The sequence below is a fragment of the Neptuniibacter sp. QD57_21 genome, from assembly GCF_047778075.1.
Classification (GTDB): Bacteria; Pseudomonadota; Gammaproteobacteria; order Pseudomonadales; family Balneatricaceae; genus Neptuniibacter.
Window position 1 is genome coordinate 3,499,268 of sequence record NZ_CP180549.1, and the last position, 15,387, is coordinate 3,514,654.

The following is a 15,387-nucleotide window of genomic DNA, read 5'->3' on the forward strand; positions in this document are numbered from 1 at the left end:
ACTACTCCTGTGTTTGCGTTGCCTGATTTAGAACAGGGTTAGCGTACATCTGACGAAGAATATCCTGCGCACCGCCTTCAACACTGTTAATACGCGCTTCTAAACCAGCCTTCTGATCAGCAGTAGCATCATCACTACGACCTGCTGCAATCAGATTAGATGGGTGCAAATAGTAATTTTCATGAATTTGACGATCGATCTCAGCCGCTAGCTCTTCAGGCGTATCGAAGTCAGCATCGATAGGATCACCAAAAGCGACATGCACATGCCCTTTATCACCGGTAATACCTTTCACAATACTTGCGATATCTTCGTACTGAGACTTTTCATAAACACCATCAGTTGCCTTAGCATGCAGCTCATTCGCTTTTAAGGCATCACATGGATCGTATTCATAAGAGATTGAAACCGGCACAATATTCAGACGCTTAGCCTGTTCAGCAAAACTGCGCGATTTACGATGTGCCATATAAAGCATCTTCAAAATGGCTGGATCTGTCGCATCATTACCATCTTTTGCACGACCTTCTCGCTGCGCTAACCAGATAGAATGACCACCTAAGATACTGTGATCGATATAAGAAGAAAGCTGCGTTAGCGCTTTCATCATTTCACGCCCTGTTGCAGAACGATTCACAATAAAGCTCTTATTCAAACGCATAATGTCAGAAACATAAGGCTTACGAAGCAGGTTATCACCGATCGCAATCCGAACTGTATCCATGCCGTACTGATGGCGAACCCAATTGACGAATGCTGGGTCCATTGCGATATCTCGGTGGTTTGAGATAAACAGGTAGGATTCTTCAGGATCAAGCTCATCTATACCACTACAAGTCAGCTTAGTGGTCGAACGGCCAATCATCTTCTTCATATAGTTAGCCACCAGCATCTGAAACTCATAGACACTGTCGATCTCACCAATCTTGGCAGCCAAGGCAATACGAACAAATGGTTTTAACAACCATCCGATACTCGAGGATAATTTAGGAAACTGGTAACGCGTAACAGCGGTCAGGAATTCATCATTGTGAAGAATATTAAGGAGTGCATCCGCCACTTCACTATCGTTGAACGGTCTGATCTCTTTATACGGATCCTGCTGATCTGTCATTCTTTCCTCGAAAGCTCTACTAAAAAGGCCGTTATTTTACCGTTTTCTCACGCAAACTTCAGGGAAATTAAATGTAATTAACCGAGAAGTTCAGAAAACGGGATGAATCCGACCAAATCGCCCTCATCTACAACCGTCTGAGGAGGAATAACAGCAATACCATTCGCCCAACTAGCAGACATCAATACACCAGAACTCTGATTTGCGAACGGCTGTAAACGCCCATCCTCAAACCGAACTCGCAGATATTCTTGGCGCTGAATAGCTCGTTTTCTCTGGAAACCAGCCGGTACTGAAAGCTGTAGTGGCGGTTCGAATGAAGCCCCCTGCAACTTAAGCAAGAAGGCCCTCGCCAACAGACAAAAAGTTATGAGTGTAGACGTTGGATTACCCGGCAAACCAACAAATGGCGTACCTTTGACCTGCCCATAGGCAACAGGTTTTCCTGGTTTGATCTTGATCTTCCACATATCCAACTGACCAAGATGCTCTACGCAAGATTTGACATGATCCTCTTCACCCACAGACACACCACCGGTACTGATGATGGCATCTGCCGATGCAGCCGCTTTTTCCAATGCTGCTAACGTTGCCTCACGCGTATCTGCTACACAACCTAGATCAACAACCTCCATACCTAGACCCTGTAATAGACCAGTCAGAATATAGCGATTAGAGTTATAGATCTGTCCTGCACCAAGAGGAAGGCCTGGCTCCACTAGCTCATCACCTGTGGATAAGATCGCAACCTTGAGACGCTTATATACAGAGACAGAAGACAAGCCTACCGACGCTAATATCCCTAGATCAGCGGCTTGCAAACGTGTACCTATTGCGAGTACCTGACTACCAGCCAAAATATCTTGGCCAGCACTGCGAACATTATCACCAACCGGCACTTCTGCAGGAAAAACAACCTTATCCCCCTCAAGGTGAACATCTTCCTGCATAACAACTGCATTGGCACCTTGAGGAATCTCTGCTCCAGTAAAAATACGCGCACAAGTACCTGCAACTAAAGGCTGTGGAGGCGTACCAGCAGGGATTCTCTGACTCATTTTTAGGCTTGCCTTAGCACCCAAATCAGCCGTATTAATTGCGTAACCATCCATACCGCTATTATCAGCTGGAGGGACTGAAACAGAAGCAACTGGAGCTTCAGCTAATACGCGCCCTAAGGCCTCTGCAACAGGCACAATTTCAGTCACTACAGAAACATGCGCTCCAGCTAAAAGTCGCTGTAGCGCTTCATCAAAAGGGATCAAACCAGGTTGAGAATCACAGCTTCCCATTTTATTACCTTAAGCGTTATCTTCTTGATGCTTCATGATCAACGAAGCAAAATTACAAGGCTTATGACGATGATCTAACTGCTGCGCAATCACATCGTCCCAACCAGTACGGCAAGCACCCGTAGAGCCTGGCAGACAGAAAATCACGGTACCATTTGCAAGGCCACCTAACGCTCTGGACTGAATGGTTGAAGTACCGATCTGACCGGCAGAAACTTGACGGAAAAATTCACCAAACCCTTCAATAGATTTATCAAACAAAGGAGCCATCGCTTCTGGCGTAGAGTCGCGACCAGAAAAACCTGTACCACCCGTGGAGATAATCACATGGATATTTGAATCAGCAATCCAACGCGATACAACCGCTCGCATCTGGTAGACATCATCTTTAACTATTTCACGTGCACCAAGTACGTGGCCTGCTGCCTCTAAACGATCAACCAAAGCTTGCCCAGAGGTATCCGAATCAAGAGTACGGGTATCAGATACAGTTAATACGGCAATATTTAGCGGAATAAATTCCGCTCTGGCAGGAGTATGGGACATGAGTATTTTCCTTAATAAGAAAGTACGGGAGCAAGGACAACGATGAACTCGTTTAGCCCCCTGTCATATTCATAAAACGAATGATTTGTGGCTCATCATCTAGATCAAATTCGTGCTTCTCAGGCTTCAAATCCATAGCATCGATAATAACCTGCTTCAGTTTTTCCTGATCATTAGGGTGAGCACGCAATGTTTGTAGAAGATCAACAGAGTGTTCGTTACCCAGACAAAGCAACAAGCGCCCTTCAACGGTTACCCTGACACGGTTACATTCAGAGCAGAAGTTATGACTGTGTGGCGAGATAAAACCAACGCGGCTTTCAGTATCTGCCATACGATAATAACGGGATGGACCAGCAGTGCGTTCCGTGGTTGGTTGCAGCCGATACTGCTGCTCAATAATTTCGCGGACTTCATCACTGGAACAATAGACTTCAGCACGATCATGCTCAGAAATCTGCCCTAAAGGCATCTCTTCGATAAAGCTAACATCAACACCTTTTTCTCGCGCAAAGTTAACTAGATCGAGCACTTCATCATCATTGCGGCCTTTCATTACAACCGCATTTAGCTTGATTCGATCAAATCCTGCTGCAACAGCTGCATCTATGCCTGCAAGTACTTGGGCCAATTTACCAGTCCGCGTCATCGCTTTAAAACGATCCTCTCGCAAACTATCAATACTGATGTTTAACCGGTTAACCCCAGCATCCTTTAAATCTTGAGCCATCTGCACAAGTTGAGAGCCGTTAGTGGTAATCGCTAGCTCAGCATCTAATTGACCTACACTGCGCATCAGCTTCATCACATCACGACGCACCAGCGGCTCACCACCTGTCAAACGGATCTTCTTCACGCCCAGGCTCACAAACGCTTGGGCGATCTGATTAATTTCTTCAAGGGTAAGTACTTGAGCATGAGGTAGGAAAGTCATGTCTTCCCCCATGCAATAAACACAGCGAAAATCACATCGATCAGTCACTGACAGACGGATATAATCTACCGTTCTGCCAAACCGATCTACCAGCGCTTGAGAATCTTTTTTATTATTGGCCATGAATTTTCAATGCAGCTATCACTTATAATTTGAACGCTCTAAAATAGCACAAAATCTTTTCAACAGCATTTAGACCAATTCTCATAGGAAACCTAATGTACTTTGCCATTAAGCACATCCATTTAACCTGCATAGCCCTAAGCTTCGTACTCTTTCTTTTACGCGGTGGCTTAGCGCTATTTTGCCCAGAAAAACTAGAAAAACGCTGGTTAAAGATCGTACCACATATTATTGATACCGCACTGCTGATCAGCGCATTAACGCTCGCAGTAATGATTGAACAATATCCATTTATTCATCACTGGGTAACAGCTAAAGTGATCGCTTTGGTGGTGTATATTGGTTTAGGAACAATCGCTATCAAACGCGGCAAAACGAAGGCAATTAAAGCAACAGCACTAGCAGGCGCGCTGTTTGCTTTCATTTACATTGCAGCCGTTGCAGTTTCTAAATCCCCATTGCCTTGGGGTTAAGAAAAGTAGCGCTCTTGGCGGCTAGGATGATGGATAGATATCTCGCATCAACCATTGCAACTCCTGTCGCCAAGGTCTCTGTCTTATCCCAAATACACTCAATAATTTTTTACACATTAAAACAGACGTATTTGGACGCAATGCCTCAGTGACGTAATCTTTACTCGATACTGGGACCAACTTTTCCACATCGAGGTTTTCGTACTGACCTGCAGCAATCAGGATTTCTTTACAGAAATCATAGCGATTGATCACCTCAGCGCCGCAGTAATGGTAAGTACCCCAAGCATCTGCACCATTATGAATTTGCTTTAATACAGCGAGAATAACTCGAGCCACATCAGATGCAGAGGTAGGACAGCCCTTACGATCTGTTACAGCTTGTAGCTCTGATTGTTTCTTAGCCGCCTCAAGCGTTCGCAAAACAAAGTTATTCCCTTGGTCGCTAAACAACCAACTAACTCGCAAGATAATATGCTTCGGCAAAGCTTGACGGAGTCTATCTTCACCTTGCCACTTACTATCACCATAGATTCCTAAAGGTGCGACCTCATCCTCTTCGGTGTAGCCGCTGGCATAGTGACCATCAAACACGTAGTCGGTGGATAAGTGAAACATTGGGATAGACAGATCACCACAAGCAAACGCTAAGGCCTCTACTGCATCAGAGTTAACCGCATAACAAAGTTCTGATTGTGACTCTGCTTCATCGACATCATCAAACGCAGCGCAATTCACAACATAGTCTGGTAGATGATGAGCCAGTTGCTCAGAGATCTGCTCTGGATCAGTAACATCTAATTGAGATTTTCCCAAAGCAATAACTTCAAAAAAGCTATCCGCTTCTACAGCACGCGTCAACGCGCTCCCCACCTGTCCATGAGCTCCGGTAATTAATATTTTGATAGGCTTTAACAGTAGATCCAGTGCCATTAAACCAAACTCTCCGGCATCTCATTTTGACTCATAAAACTATTCACCCTCCATAACAGCAGAAAGTTACCTCACTTCTTAAAAAATATACCTCAATCTCCCGGCAAGGCCCAGTAAACCCTTAGCAGGGTAGCTATTTTTAATCGAAGCTTGATCTAACACCCTGATAACTGGGTAACAACTGCCCGCAATCTACCTCTCACAGTAACTTCTGTTCTTGAACATAAGCCGAAAAATCATCAAAGCCACCGATATGCTGATTATTTACAAAGATCTGCGGTACAGTTCTGCGCTGAGTGCGTTGAACCATGGTGGTTTTAACCTTAGGTTTGCCTGTAATTTCGATCTCGTTAAATTGCCATCCCAACTTTTTCAACAAGCGCTTAGCTGCAATGCAGTATGGGCAATAACTCATGGTATAAATTTCGACTGACGGCATTTTTTTTACTCCTAAAAATCATTCTGTGTGCATTTATGCTGTCACTAAATTTACCCGTAAAACTTCAGCCATAGGCCTCCAATCATCCACAGTAACCGTCCAAACATCCAAAATAGATCTGCGCTCTCAGCCAAGCCCCGTGAGAGCCCTAAAACGAAAAAACCTCGCAATGCGAGGTCTTTTTCGATCTATCCAGCTCCACATAGATTAGAACGGAATGTCATCATCAAAATCATCAAAACCTGGTGCAGCTTGAGGCGCAGGCGCCTGTTGCGGTGCTGGAGCAGGACGCTGCTGAGGAGCTTGCTGAGGCGCAGCTTGTGGAGCCATCTGCGGTGCCATTTGTGGCGCCGGTGCTTGCTGCTGTTGTGGCTGTTGTGCATAACCACCCTGTTGTTGCTGAGGAGCATAGCCACCTTCGTTACCGCCACGACTATCAAGCAACTGCATTTCGCTTGCTACGATCTCAGTCGTGTAACGATCCTGGCCACTTTGATCCTGCCATTTACGGGTACGCAACGCGCCTTCAACGTAAACCTTGCCGCCTTTACGCATATACTCGCCAGCGATCTCCGCTAGACGGTTAAAAAATACCACACGGTGCCATTCAGTACGCTCTTGCTGCTGGCCCGTCTGCTTATCTTTCCATGATTCAGACGTTGCGATGGTTACATTAGTTACAGCATTGCCATTTGGCATATAACGTACTTCTGGGTCTCCACCCAGATTGCCCACCAAAATTACTTTATTAACACCACGTGCCATTTTCTTTCTCCAAAAATCTTCTCTCACGTCAGATTGATAAACCTGCGCGTATAACAAGCAAGCTTAACATGCGATCACCCTCTCGCCCACTCTTATCCCATAGAGATTTTATCGTTTAGAAAAGCTACAGCGGCCACGAAAAATCTCTATAATGGGATGTTTTGTTTTCCACATCTGAGAGCCATTATGGATAAGATTCAGGTCCGGGGTGCGCGTACCCACAACCTTAAAGATATCGATCTTGAGATCCCCCGAGACAAACTCATTGTTATTACAGGGTTATCCGGCTCAGGTAAGTCTTCACTGGCATTTGATACGCTCTATGCAGAAGGTCAACGCCGCTATGTTGAGTCTCTCTCGACCTATGCTCGTCAGTTCCTATCGATGATGGAAAAACCCGATGTTGATCATATCGAAGGCTTATCCCCTGCGATTTCAATTGAACAAAAATCAACATCTCACAACCCTCGCTCGACAGTTGGTACGATCACCGAAATTTACGATTACTTGCGCTTATTGTTTGCCCGTGCAGGCGAGCCACGCTGTCCTGATCACGATCTACCACTTGCAGCGCAAACAATCAGCCAGATGGTGGACCAAGTACTTGAGCTTAAGCAAGGCAGTAAACTAATGCTGCTAGCACCTGTAGTACAAGGCAGGAAAGGTGAGCACTTACACACTATTAATAACTTGCGTGCTGAAGGCTTCATCCGTGCAAGAATTGATGGAATTGTCGTTGACCTCGATAGTGCGCCAGAGCTAGATAAGAACAAGAAGCACGATATTGAAGTGGTTATTGACCGTTTCAAAGTTCGCGATGATCTACAGACCCGTTTAGCCGAGTCATTCGAAACCGCGCTTAACCTCAGCGACGGAATTGCCAAAGTCGCTTATATGGATGGTGACGCTGACGAATTAATCTTCTCTGCTCGCTTTGCCTGTCCAGAATGTGGACATAGTATTCAGGAGCTTGAACCGAGACTGTTCTCTTTTAACAATCCTCATGGCGCTTGCCCAAGTTGTGACGGCTTAGGGGTAAAGCAATACTTTGATCCATCTAAAGTAGTTCACGATGCAAACCTAACCCTATCCGAAGGCGCGATTAGAGGTTGGGACCGTCGCAGCTTGTATTATTTTCAGCAGCTTAAAGCAGTAGCAGAGCAATACGGATTTGATATGGACACACCATTCAAGTCCCTGAAAAAATCAGAACAAGATCTTATTTTGAATGGTAGTGGCAAAGAAACCGTCACTTTCCGTTACCTGAATGATCGCGGCGACATCATTAATAAAGCACACCCATTCGAAGGAGTGCTAAATAACTTACAACGCCGCTATAAAGAAACCGAATCAGATACTGTTCGTGAAGACTTGGCCAAATATTTAAATATGCAGCCATGCTCGTCTTGCAATGGCAGTCGTTTGCGCCGCGACGCGAGACACGTATATATAGATCAGCAGGCACTGCCTGATATCGTTAAGAAACCGATTGGAGAGAGTTTAGAGTACTTTGAGAATCTTCATCTAACGGGTAAACAAGGTGAGATTGCTGAAAAGATTCTGAAAGAGATTCGTGAACGCCTGAGATTCCTCGTCAACGTAGGCCTCGAGTACCTCTCTCTAGATCGTAATGCCGATACTCTATCAGGTGGTGAAGCACAGCGAATTCGTCTGGCAAGTCAGATTGGCGCTGGCCTTGTTGGTGTTATGTACATTCTGGATGAGCCTTCAATCGGCTTGCACCAACGAGACAACGAGCGCCTGTTAAAAACTCTGGTCCACTTGCGGGATTTAGGTAATACAGTCATCGTTGTTGAACACGATGAAGACGCTATTCGTCTTGCGGATTATGTCATTGATATAGGTCCTGGCGCTGGTGTGCATGGTGGACAAGTCATTGCTGAAGGTACGCCAAATGAAGTCATGGCAAACCCCGCCTCTATAACAGGTCAGTATTTAACAGGCACTAAAGAAATCGCTGTGCCTCAACAGCGTCATCCTGCTGATAGCAAGAAACAGCTATGTCTTAACGGTGCTAGCGGTAACAACCTAAACAATGTCGATCTTAAGATCCCTGTAGGCTTACTAACCTGCGTTACCGGTGTATCTGGGTCGGGCAAATCCACTCTGATCAACGGTACGCTTTATCCAATCGCAGCAACTGAACTTAATAATGCGACTACCTTGGATCCTGCACCGCACAAATCTATCGAAGGCATTAAGCATTTCGACAAGGTTATCGATATTGATCAAAGCCCCATCGGCCGTACCCCGCGCTCAAACCCAGCAACTTATACAGGTATTTTTACACCCGTACGCGAACTATTTGCTGGAACTCAAGAGGCACGCTCGCGTGGCTATAAGCCGGGTCGCTTTAGCTTTAACGTTAAAGGTGGTCGCTGTGAAGCTTGTCAGGGTGATGGCGTAATAAAGGTAGAGATGCATTTCCTCCCTGATGTATATGTCCCTTGCGATGTTTGTAAAGGCAAACGCTACAACCGTGAAACGCTGGAGATCAAATACAAAGGCAAGAATATCCATGAAGTCTTAGATCTTACAGTAGAAGATGCACGAGAATTCTTCGATGCTATTCCAGCACTGGCTCGTCGCCTACAGACCTTAATGGATGTTGGTTTGTCCTATATCCGTTTGGGTCAAGCTGCTACAACACTATCTGGCGGTGAAGCTCAGCGCGTAAAACTAGCTAAAGAGCTATCTAAGCGTGATACAGGTAAAACTCTGTATATCCTTGATGAACCAACTACAGGCCTGCATTTTTACGATATTCAGCAATTACTGAACGTACTCTATCGTTTACGCGATCACGGCAACACAATTGTAGTGATTGAGCACAATTTGGATGTGATCAAAACAGCCGATTGGATTGTAGATTTAGGACCTGAGGGTGGCGTTAAAGGCGGAATGATCATTGCCGAAGGTACACCTGAAGAAGTTGCTGAGAACCCAGCTTCGCATACAGGTAGGTTTTTAAAGCCAATGCTTAACCTGAAATAATCAGGTTAAGCAATTGGGTAGAACTAAATACGATCTAGTTTAGTGTTGCCAGTGAACACCTTCTTTGATTTTCTTAGAAGGTGCTCCAGCAATGATCACATCTTTCTCGGCAATTGATCGCGTTACCGTAGTATTTGCAGCAACTATACAGCCATCTTCAATCACAGAGTTCTTCAATACAAAACTTCTTGCACCAAGCCAGACATTGTTACCAATGATCACTCTATCTTCGGTATTGATCTGATCACCTAATTGATCGAATATTGCATGCTGGTCAGTGTCCATTACCACAGATTCCCAAGCGAACATACAGTCGCTGCCGATAGACATATGTTTTTCGCAGATAATCGTGTTATCACCTGTGGCGATAAAATTGGTGCCAAGATCCAAATCACCGGCAACAATTAATCGTGTTCCTTTACCTATCTTAACTTTGCCCTTAACAGTGAACTGACCATCAATTTGGAGCATTGTTCGACTGTAGCGATAATCAATCATATCGGCACCAGTAAAGCCGATACGAACCAAGCCAGTTTTAACCTTATCTAACTTAACCTTACCATTTAGTGAAATGAGTTTAGTTCTATTTGAAACAATAATAGGAAGCTTAATCGCTTGATCAAAAGGTAATAAGCGTAAGTTGACGTAAAGACTTTTTGGAATCGCAGCTAAGTAGCGAAGAAACTTAACCAATTTATCAGTATTCATTGCAGCTAAAACCTTTGATCGAACAATCAATGTGAAGGGTAATAGTAATGTTTTTACCAAATTTCAGGTAATAAAAAACCCGGCATAAAGCCGGGTTTTTTTTAGATCAAGAAATCTTAATCTTCTGCTTCGTCAGCAGCCTCTACAGCTGGACGATCAACTAGCTCAACGTAAGCCATTGGAGCGTTGTCACCTGGGCGGAAACCGCACTTCAGGATACGAACATAGCCACCAGGACGCGCGTTATAACGCGGACCTAGTTCGTTGAACAGTTTACCAACAGCAACTTTGCTGCCAGTACGTGCGAATGCCAAACGGCGGTTCGCTACAGTGTCGTTTTTAGCTAGTGTAATCAGTGGCTCTGCATAGCCGCGCAGTTCTTTAGCTTTAGGCAGAGTTGTACGAATCAACTCGTGCTCAAACAAAGATACTGCCATGTTTTTAAACATAGCTTTGCGGTGCGCACTGGTACGGCTTAATTTACGACCAGATTTACGATGACGCATGATAAATCCCTACCAAACCAGTCAGTTGTTATCGCCGAATCAGGAAGCGACTTTATCGTCGTTCTTCAGGCTAGCCGGTGGCCAGTTCTCAAGACGCATACCTAGGGACAAGCCCTTAGATGCAAGTACGTCTTTGATCTCTGTCAACGACTTCTTACCCAAGTTCGGAGTCTTAAGCAGTTCAACCTCTGTACGCTGAATCAGATCACCAATATAGTAGATCTGTTCTGCCTTCAGACAGTTGGCGGAACGTACAGTCAGCTCCAGATCATCTACAGGACGCAGAAGAATTGGATCAATTTCCGGCTCTTCTGGTTCATCCTTAGCTTGATCAGCACCATCTTCCAGGTCAACAAACACAATAAGTTGTTGCTGAAGGATAGTAGCCGCACGACGGATAGCTTCTTCTGGATCAATGGTACCGTTAGATTCGATATCAATAACCAGTTTATCCAAGTCAGTACGTTGCTCTACACGCGCGCTTTCTACTACGTAAGAAACGCGACGCACTGGGCTGAAAGTAGCGTCCAGCTGTAGACGACCGATTGCACGAGTCTCTTCTTCATCAGAAACACGCAGATCAGCTGGAACGTAACCACGGCCACGACCAACAGTTAGCTGCATGTTTAGACTCGCACCTTCATTAAGGTGAGCAATAACGTGGTCCGGGTTAGCGATTTCAACATCCTGATTCAGTTGAATATCACCAGCAGTTACAGGACCTGCTTCAGATTTGCTCAGAGTCAGGGTTACTTCGTCGTTGTTGTGCAACAACACTGCAACCCCTTTCAGGTTCAGGAGGATCTCAATTACATCTTCCTGAACACCTTCAATTGTGCTGTACTCATGCAAAACGCCTTCAATCTCAACTTCTGTTACGGCACAACCCGGCATAGAAGATAAAAGAATGCGGCGTAATGCATTGCCCAGCGTATGGCCAAATCCACGCTCAAGTGGCTCTAGAGTCACTTTAGCGCGCGTTTTGCTGATTTCTTGTACGTCAATATGACGTGGACTTAGAAACTCATTTACCGAACGCTGCATATTTCCACCAAATTAAAGTTAAAATTACTTCGAGTACAGCTCTACAATTAGCTGTTCGTTGATATCTGCGGACAGATCAGAACGCTCTGGAGTGGCTTTGTATGTGCCTTCCATTTTTGCAGCGTCTACATCAACCCACTCAACTGCTGCACGTTGGCCAGCTAGTTCTAGAGCGTTTTTTATACGCAACTGAGATTTAGCTTTTTCACGTACTGCTACAACATCACCTGCTTTAACTTGGTAGGAAGCGATGTTCACAACCTGACCGTTAACAGTGATTGAGCGGTGAGATACGATCTGACGAGATTCGGCACGTGTAGAACCGAAACCCATGCGATATACAACATTGTCCAAACGACCTTCTAGCAGTTGCAGAAGGTTTTCACCTGTTGCACCGCTACGACGAGCCGCTTCTTTATAATAACTGCGGAACTGACGTTCCAGTACGCCGTACATACGACGAACTTTCTGTTTTTCACGTAGCTGCAGGCCGTAGTCGGATAAACGACCGCGACGAGCGCCGTGAACACCAGGGACAGTCTCAGCTTTACACTTGCTGTCCAGTGCGCGAACACCGCTCTTTAGGAATAGGTCTGTACCTTCCCTACGAGACAGTTTGCACTTTGGTCCAAGATAACGAGCCATATTACCGTCTCCAGATTAAACGCGACGTTTCTTCGGTGGACGACAACCATTGTGAGGGATTGGCGTCACGTCAGTGATATTTGCAATTTTGTAGCCTACAGAGTTCAGAGCACGAACCGCTGATTCGCGACCTGGCCCTGGGCCTTTTACAAATACGTCTAAGTTTTTCAGGCCATATTCTAATGCAGCCTGTCCAGCGCGCTCAGCCGCAACCTGAGCAGCGAAAGGGGTACTCTTACGAGAACCACGGAAGCCGGAGCCACCCGCAGTTGCCCAAGATAGAGCGTTACCCTGACGATCGGTAATTGTAATGATCGTATTGTTAAAAGAAGCGTGGATGTGGGCGAACCCATCCGCTATTTGCTTCTTCGCTTTTTTGCGTGTGCGATTACCTGGCTTTGCCATATTCGGAATTCCTATCGCTTACCACTTATTTACGGATCGGCTTACGCGGGCCTTTTCGAGTGCGCGCGTTAGTTTTACTACGCTGACCGCGAACCGGAAGGTTACGACGGTGGCGAATGCCGCGGAAACAACCAAGGTCCATCAAACGTTTGATGCTCATGGATACTTCACGACGTAGGTCGCCTTCAACAGTAAATTTAGCAACTTCTCCACGAACGATGTCCAATTGCTCATCGGACAAATCAGAGATCTTAGTAGTCGGTGCAATACCGCAAGTTTCTAAGATCGCAGACGATGTCGTGCGGCCAATACCGTAAATGTAAGTCAGAGAAATTACCGCATGCTTATTGTCAGGAATGTTGACTCCAGCTATACGGGCCATTCTATTACTCCGTTTAATAAAAGGTGTTTGTTGAAATTATCAAACACCAATAAAAATTTGTTCTGTTCGCAGAAGGCGCGCAATAATACACATTGATTAAAATTAAATCAAGTGTTGCACACCATCTGCGCCCAAATCAGGGATTAATTAACCCTGACGCTGCTTGTGACGCGGCTCTACTTTACAGATCACACGTACTGAACCGTTACGACGAACGATTTTGCAGTTACGACAGATCTTTTTAACAGATGCACGTACTTTCATGATCTACTCCAGTTGTGGCCTTAGCGCGAAAGTCCTGCGCCGCCACCTTTGAGATTAGATTTCTTCATCAGGGACTCGTACTGATGTGACATCAGATGAGACTGAACCTGCGCCATAAAGTCCATCACGACAACTACGACGATCAGGAGTGAGGTGCCACCGAAATAGAACGGTACATTCGCTGCGACTACAAGGAACTGAGGCATCAAAGATACAGCAGTAATATAAAGCGCACCGAATAAGGTCAATCGGCCCAGCACGGTATCAATGTAACGCGCGGATTGATCACCTGGACGAATACCCGGAATAAAAGCACCTGATTTCTTCAGGTTATCTGCTACGTCCTTAGGATTGAAAACAATCGCTGTGTAGAAGTAGCAGAAAAATATAATTGCGACCGAGAATAGCAAAATGTAAAGCGGCTGACCTGGGCCAAGCGCTAATGCAACATTTTGCAGCCAATCCATGCCTTCACTCTGACCAAACCATTGGCCCATAGAGGCAGGGAAAAGCAAAATACTGGATGCAAAAATCGGCGGAATCACACCAGCCATGTTGACCTTCAATGGAAGGTGGCTAGATTGTGCCGCGAACACACGATTACCTTGTTGGCGTTTAGCGTAGTTAATGGTGATACGGCGTTGGCCGCGCTCCATAAACACAACAAAACCAACTGTAGCAATCGCTAGTACAGCAATAGCTAGCAGCGCAAGGATGTTTAAATCACCTTGACGCGCTGCTTCAAAGGCCTGTCCGATCGCACTTGGCAGACCGGCAACAATACCAGCAAAGATCAGAATGGAGATACCGTTACCGATACCACGCTCTGTCACTTGCTCACCTAACCACATTAGGAATACTGCACCCGCTACCAAAGTTACAACAGCTACAAAATAGAAGCTGGCATCCGCGGTAAACGATACACCTTGATTGGCTAGGCCTACGGCCATACCAAAGGCTTGTACAGTTGCAAGCGCTACAGTCCCGTAGCGAGTGTACTGGTTAATCTTACGACGACCAGCCTCACCCTCTTTCTTTAACTGAGCCAAGGTAGGGCTAACTACCGTCATCAACTGCATAATAATCGATGCAGAAATGTACGGCATGATACCCAATGCCAAGATACTCATACGCTCCAGTGCACCACCGGAGAACATGTTAAAGAGACTCAGGATTGTGCCCTGGTTCTGATCAAATAATGCGGCCAGACGATCTGGGTTGATACCCGGTACAGGAATATGTGCACCGATACGATAAACAACGATCGCCATCAAAACGAAAAGTAGACGAGACTTAAGCTCACCTAGTCCGCTTTGGTTGCCCGCTGGTATAGGTCCTTTTTTAGCCATTTACGCCTCGACTTTACCGCCAGCAGCTTCGATAGCAGCCTGTGCACCTTTGGTCACTTTAAGACCTTTAACAGTGACAGCCTTATTGATCTCACCAGACAAGATCACTTTAGCAGTTTTGATTTCCTGCTTGATGATGTCTGCTGCTTTCAAAGCATCTAGATCAATTACTTCAGCTTCGATCTTAGCAAGTTCGTTCAGACGAATCTCTGTAACGTAACGAGCAATACGAGAAGTAAAACCGAATTTCGGTAGACGACGCTGCAAAGGCATCTGACCGCCTTCGAAACCTGGTTTTACAGAACCGCCAGAGCGGGATTTTTGACCTTTGTGACCACGGCCACATGTCTTACCCATACCGGAACCAATGCCACGACCAACGCGTTTCGCCGCTTTCTTGGAACCTTCAGCAGGGCTTAGAGTGTTCAGACGCATGCTGTAACTCCCTTA

Annotated in this window: 18 protein-coding genes; 2 read left to right on the forward strand and 16 right to left on the reverse strand. The window is 45.6% G+C overall.

What is annotated here, in order from left to right; genetic code table 11:
- Nucleotide 1: 1 nt before the first annotated feature.
- The 4 genes from ACMXYS_RS15995 to moaA all read right to left on the reverse strand — a co-directional run bounded on the left by ACMXYS_RS15995 (nt 2) and on the right by moaA (nt 4,009).
- Nucleotides 2-1,114: a 1-acyl-sn-glycerol-3-phosphate acyltransferase gene (locus ACMXYS_RS15995; protein WP_415897108.1), complete on the reverse strand. Its 1,113-nt coding sequence runs from the start codon at nt 1,112-1,114 to the stop codon at nt 2-4.
- Between the two features lie 77 nt (nt 1,115-1,191).
- The gene (gene glp, locus ACMXYS_RS16000; RefSeq protein ID WP_415897109.1) at nt 1,192-2,406 is read right to left on the reverse strand and encodes a gephyrin-like molybdotransferase Glp; all 1,215 of its coding nucleotides are present in this window, start codon (nt 2,404-2,406) and stop codon (nt 1,192-1,194) included.
- 9 nt (nt 2,407-2,415) lie between these two features.
- Complete coding sequence (gene moaB / locus ACMXYS_RS16005; protein WP_415897110.1) at nt 2,416-2,952, reverse strand: molybdenum cofactor biosynthesis protein B; 537 nt, start codon at nt 2,950-2,952, stop codon at nt 2,416-2,418.
- Between the two features lie 52 nt (nt 2,953-3,004).
- A complete protein-coding gene (moaA, locus tag ACMXYS_RS16010; protein WP_415897111.1) occupies nt 3,005-4,009 on the reverse strand; it encodes a GTP 3',8-cyclase MoaA in 1,005 nt (334 codons plus the stop codon).
- 95 nt (nt 4,010-4,104) lie between these two features.
- Here moaA and ACMXYS_RS16015 point away from each other — a divergent pair, with 95 nt between their 5' ends.
- Entirely contained in the window at nt 4,105-4,482 is a 378-nt protein-coding gene (locus ACMXYS_RS16015) for a SirB2 family protein (protein ID WP_415897112.1), read from the forward strand.
- Between the two features lie 21 nt (nt 4,483-4,503).
- Here ACMXYS_RS16015 and rfbD read toward each other — a convergent pair whose 3' ends face one another.
- From rfbD to ssb, 3 genes are all read right to left on the reverse strand, one after another.
- Nucleotides 4,504-5,415, reverse strand: coding sequence for a dTDP-4-dehydrorhamnose reductase (gene rfbD / locus ACMXYS_RS16020; RefSeq protein ID WP_415897113.1), 912 nt, complete (start codon nt 5,413-5,415; stop codon nt 4,504-4,506).
- 199 nt (nt 5,416-5,614) lie between these two features.
- Nucleotides 5,615-5,854 carry a glutaredoxin 3 gene (gene grxC / locus ACMXYS_RS16025; protein ID WP_415897114.1) on the reverse strand — a complete coding sequence of 80 codons (240 nt, stop codon included), beginning with the start codon at nt 5,852-5,854 and terminating at the stop codon, nt 5,615-5,617.
- 207 nt (nt 5,855-6,061) lie between these two features.
- On the reverse strand, nt 6,062-6,619 hold the full coding sequence (gene ssb, locus ACMXYS_RS16030) for a single-stranded DNA-binding protein (protein WP_415882716.1): 558 nt from the start codon (nt 6,617-6,619) through the stop codon (nt 6,062-6,064).
- A 186-nt stretch (nt 6,620-6,805) separates the two neighbouring features.
- Here ssb and uvrA point away from each other — a divergent pair, with 186 nt between their 5' ends.
- The gene (uvrA, locus tag ACMXYS_RS16035; RefSeq protein WP_415897115.1) at nt 6,806-9,634 is read left to right on the forward strand and encodes an excinuclease ABC subunit UvrA; all 2,829 of its coding nucleotides are present in this window, start codon (nt 6,806-6,808) and stop codon (nt 9,632-9,634) included.
- Nucleotides 9,635-9,673: 39 nt separating this feature from the next.
- Here uvrA and ACMXYS_RS16040 read toward each other — a convergent pair whose 3' ends face one another.
- The 9 genes from ACMXYS_RS16040 to rplO all read right to left on the reverse strand — a co-directional run bounded on the left by ACMXYS_RS16040 (nt 9,674) and on the right by rplO (nt 15,372).
- On the reverse strand, nt 9,674-10,342 hold the full coding sequence (locus ACMXYS_RS16040; RefSeq protein ID WP_415897116.1) for an acyltransferase: 669 nt from the start codon (nt 10,340-10,342) through the stop codon (nt 9,674-9,676).
- Nucleotides 10,343-10,458: 116 nt separating this feature from the next.
- Nucleotides 10,459-10,848 carry a 50S ribosomal protein L17 gene (rplQ, locus tag ACMXYS_RS16045; RefSeq protein ID WP_415882719.1) on the reverse strand — a complete coding sequence of 130 codons (390 nt, stop codon included), beginning with the start codon at nt 10,846-10,848 and terminating at the stop codon, nt 10,459-10,461.
- A gap of 39 nt (nt 10,849-10,887) precedes the next feature.
- Nucleotides 10,888-11,892, reverse strand: a complete 1,005-nt coding sequence (locus tag ACMXYS_RS16050) for a DNA-directed RNA polymerase subunit alpha (RefSeq protein WP_415882720.1) — start codon at nt 11,890-11,892, stop codon at nt 10,888-10,890.
- Nucleotides 11,893-11,916: 24 nt separating this feature from the next.
- A complete protein-coding gene (gene rpsD, locus ACMXYS_RS16055) occupies nt 11,917-12,537 on the reverse strand; it encodes a 30S ribosomal protein S4 (RefSeq protein ID WP_415882721.1) in 621 nt (206 codons plus the stop codon).
- Between the two features lie 15 nt (nt 12,538-12,552).
- Nucleotides 12,553-12,942, reverse strand: a complete 390-nt coding sequence (gene rpsK / locus ACMXYS_RS16060; RefSeq protein WP_415882722.1) for a 30S ribosomal protein S11 — start codon at nt 12,940-12,942, stop codon at nt 12,553-12,555.
- Between the two features lie 25 nt (nt 12,943-12,967).
- Nucleotides 12,968-13,324, reverse strand: a complete 357-nt coding sequence (gene rpsM, locus ACMXYS_RS16065) for a 30S ribosomal protein S13 (protein ID WP_415882723.1) — start codon at nt 13,322-13,324, stop codon at nt 12,968-12,970.
- Nucleotides 13,325-13,471: 147 nt separating this feature from the next.
- Nucleotides 13,472-13,588 (reverse strand): 50S ribosomal protein L36, encoded by a 117-nt coding sequence (rpmJ, locus tag ACMXYS_RS16070; protein WP_007021200.1) that lies wholly within the window; start codon nt 13,586-13,588, stop codon nt 13,472-13,474.
- A 20-nt stretch (nt 13,589-13,608) separates the two neighbouring features.
- Nucleotides 13,609-14,937, reverse strand: a complete 1,329-nt coding sequence (gene secY, locus ACMXYS_RS16075; RefSeq protein WP_415882724.1) for a preprotein translocase subunit SecY — start codon at nt 14,935-14,937, stop codon at nt 13,609-13,611.
- A complete protein-coding gene (gene rplO / locus ACMXYS_RS16080) occupies nt 14,938-15,372 on the reverse strand; it encodes a 50S ribosomal protein L15 (protein ID WP_415897117.1) in 435 nt (144 codons plus the stop codon). It lies immediately after the preceding gene.
- Nucleotides 15,373-15,387 lie beyond the last annotated feature (15 nt).

Bases quoted from the DNA above. Each gene is read 5' to 3' on its own strand.
- uvrA (WP_415897115.1), top strand. From the start codon at position 6,806: ATGGATAAGATTCAGGTCCGGGGTGCGCGTACCCACAACCTTAAAGAT.
- ACMXYS_RS15995 (WP_415897108.1), bottom strand. From the start codon at position 1,114: ATGACAGATCAGCAGGATCCGTATAAAGAGATCAGACCGTTCAACGAT.
- rplQ (WP_415882719.1), bottom strand. From the start codon at position 10,848: ATGCGTCATCGTAAATCTGGTCGTAAATTAAGCCGTACCAGTGCGCAC.
- rplO (WP_415897117.1), bottom strand. From the start codon at position 15,372: ATGCGTCTGAACACTCTAAGCCCTGCTGAAGGTTCCAAGAAAGCGGCG.
- moaB (WP_415897110.1), bottom strand. From the start codon at position 2,952: ATGTCCCATACTCCTGCCAGAGCGGAATTTATTCCGCTAAATATTGCC.
- ssb (WP_415882716.1), bottom strand. From the start codon at position 6,619: ATGGCACGTGGTGTTAATAAAGTAATTTTGGTGGGCAATCTGGGTGGA.
- ACMXYS_RS16040 (WP_415897116.1), bottom strand. From the start codon at position 10,342: ATGAATACTGATAAATTGGTTAAGTTTCTTCGCTACTTAGCTGCGATT.
- ACMXYS_RS16050 (WP_415882720.1), bottom strand. From the start codon at position 11,892: ATGCAGCGTTCGGTAAATGAGTTTCTAAGTCCACGTCATATTGACGTA.
- glp (WP_415897109.1), bottom strand. From the start codon at position 2,406: ATGGGAAGCTGTGATTCTCAACCTGGTTTGATCCCTTTTGATGAAGCG.
- rpsM (WP_415882723.1), bottom strand. From the start codon at position 13,324: ATGGCCCGTATAGCTGGAGTCAACATTCCTGACAATAAGCATGCGGTA.
- rpsK (WP_415882722.1), bottom strand. From the start codon at position 12,942: ATGGCAAAGCCAGGTAATCGCACACGCAAAAAAGCGAAGAAGCAAATA.
- rpsD (WP_415882721.1), bottom strand. From the start codon at position 12,537: ATGGCTCGTTATCTTGGACCAAAGTGCAAACTGTCTCGTAGGGAAGGT.
- grxC (WP_415897114.1), bottom strand. From the start codon at position 5,854: ATGCCGTCAGTCGAAATTTATACCATGAGTTATTGCCCATACTGCATT.
- rpmJ (WP_007021200.1), bottom strand. From the start codon at position 13,588: ATGAAAGTACGTGCATCTGTTAAAAAGATCTGTCGTAACTGCAAAATC.
- secY (WP_415882724.1), bottom strand. From the start codon at position 14,937: ATGGCTAAAAAAGGACCTATACCAGCGGGCAACCAAAGCGGACTAGGT.
- moaA (WP_415897111.1), bottom strand. From the start codon at position 4,009: ATGGCCAATAATAAAAAAGATTCTCAAGCGCTGGTAGATCGGTTTGGC.
- rfbD (WP_415897113.1), bottom strand. From the start codon at position 5,415: ATGGCACTGGATCTACTGTTAAAGCCTATCAAAATATTAATTACCGGA.
- ACMXYS_RS16015 (WP_415897112.1), top strand. From the start codon at position 4,105: ATGTACTTTGCCATTAAGCACATCCATTTAACCTGCATAGCCCTAAGC.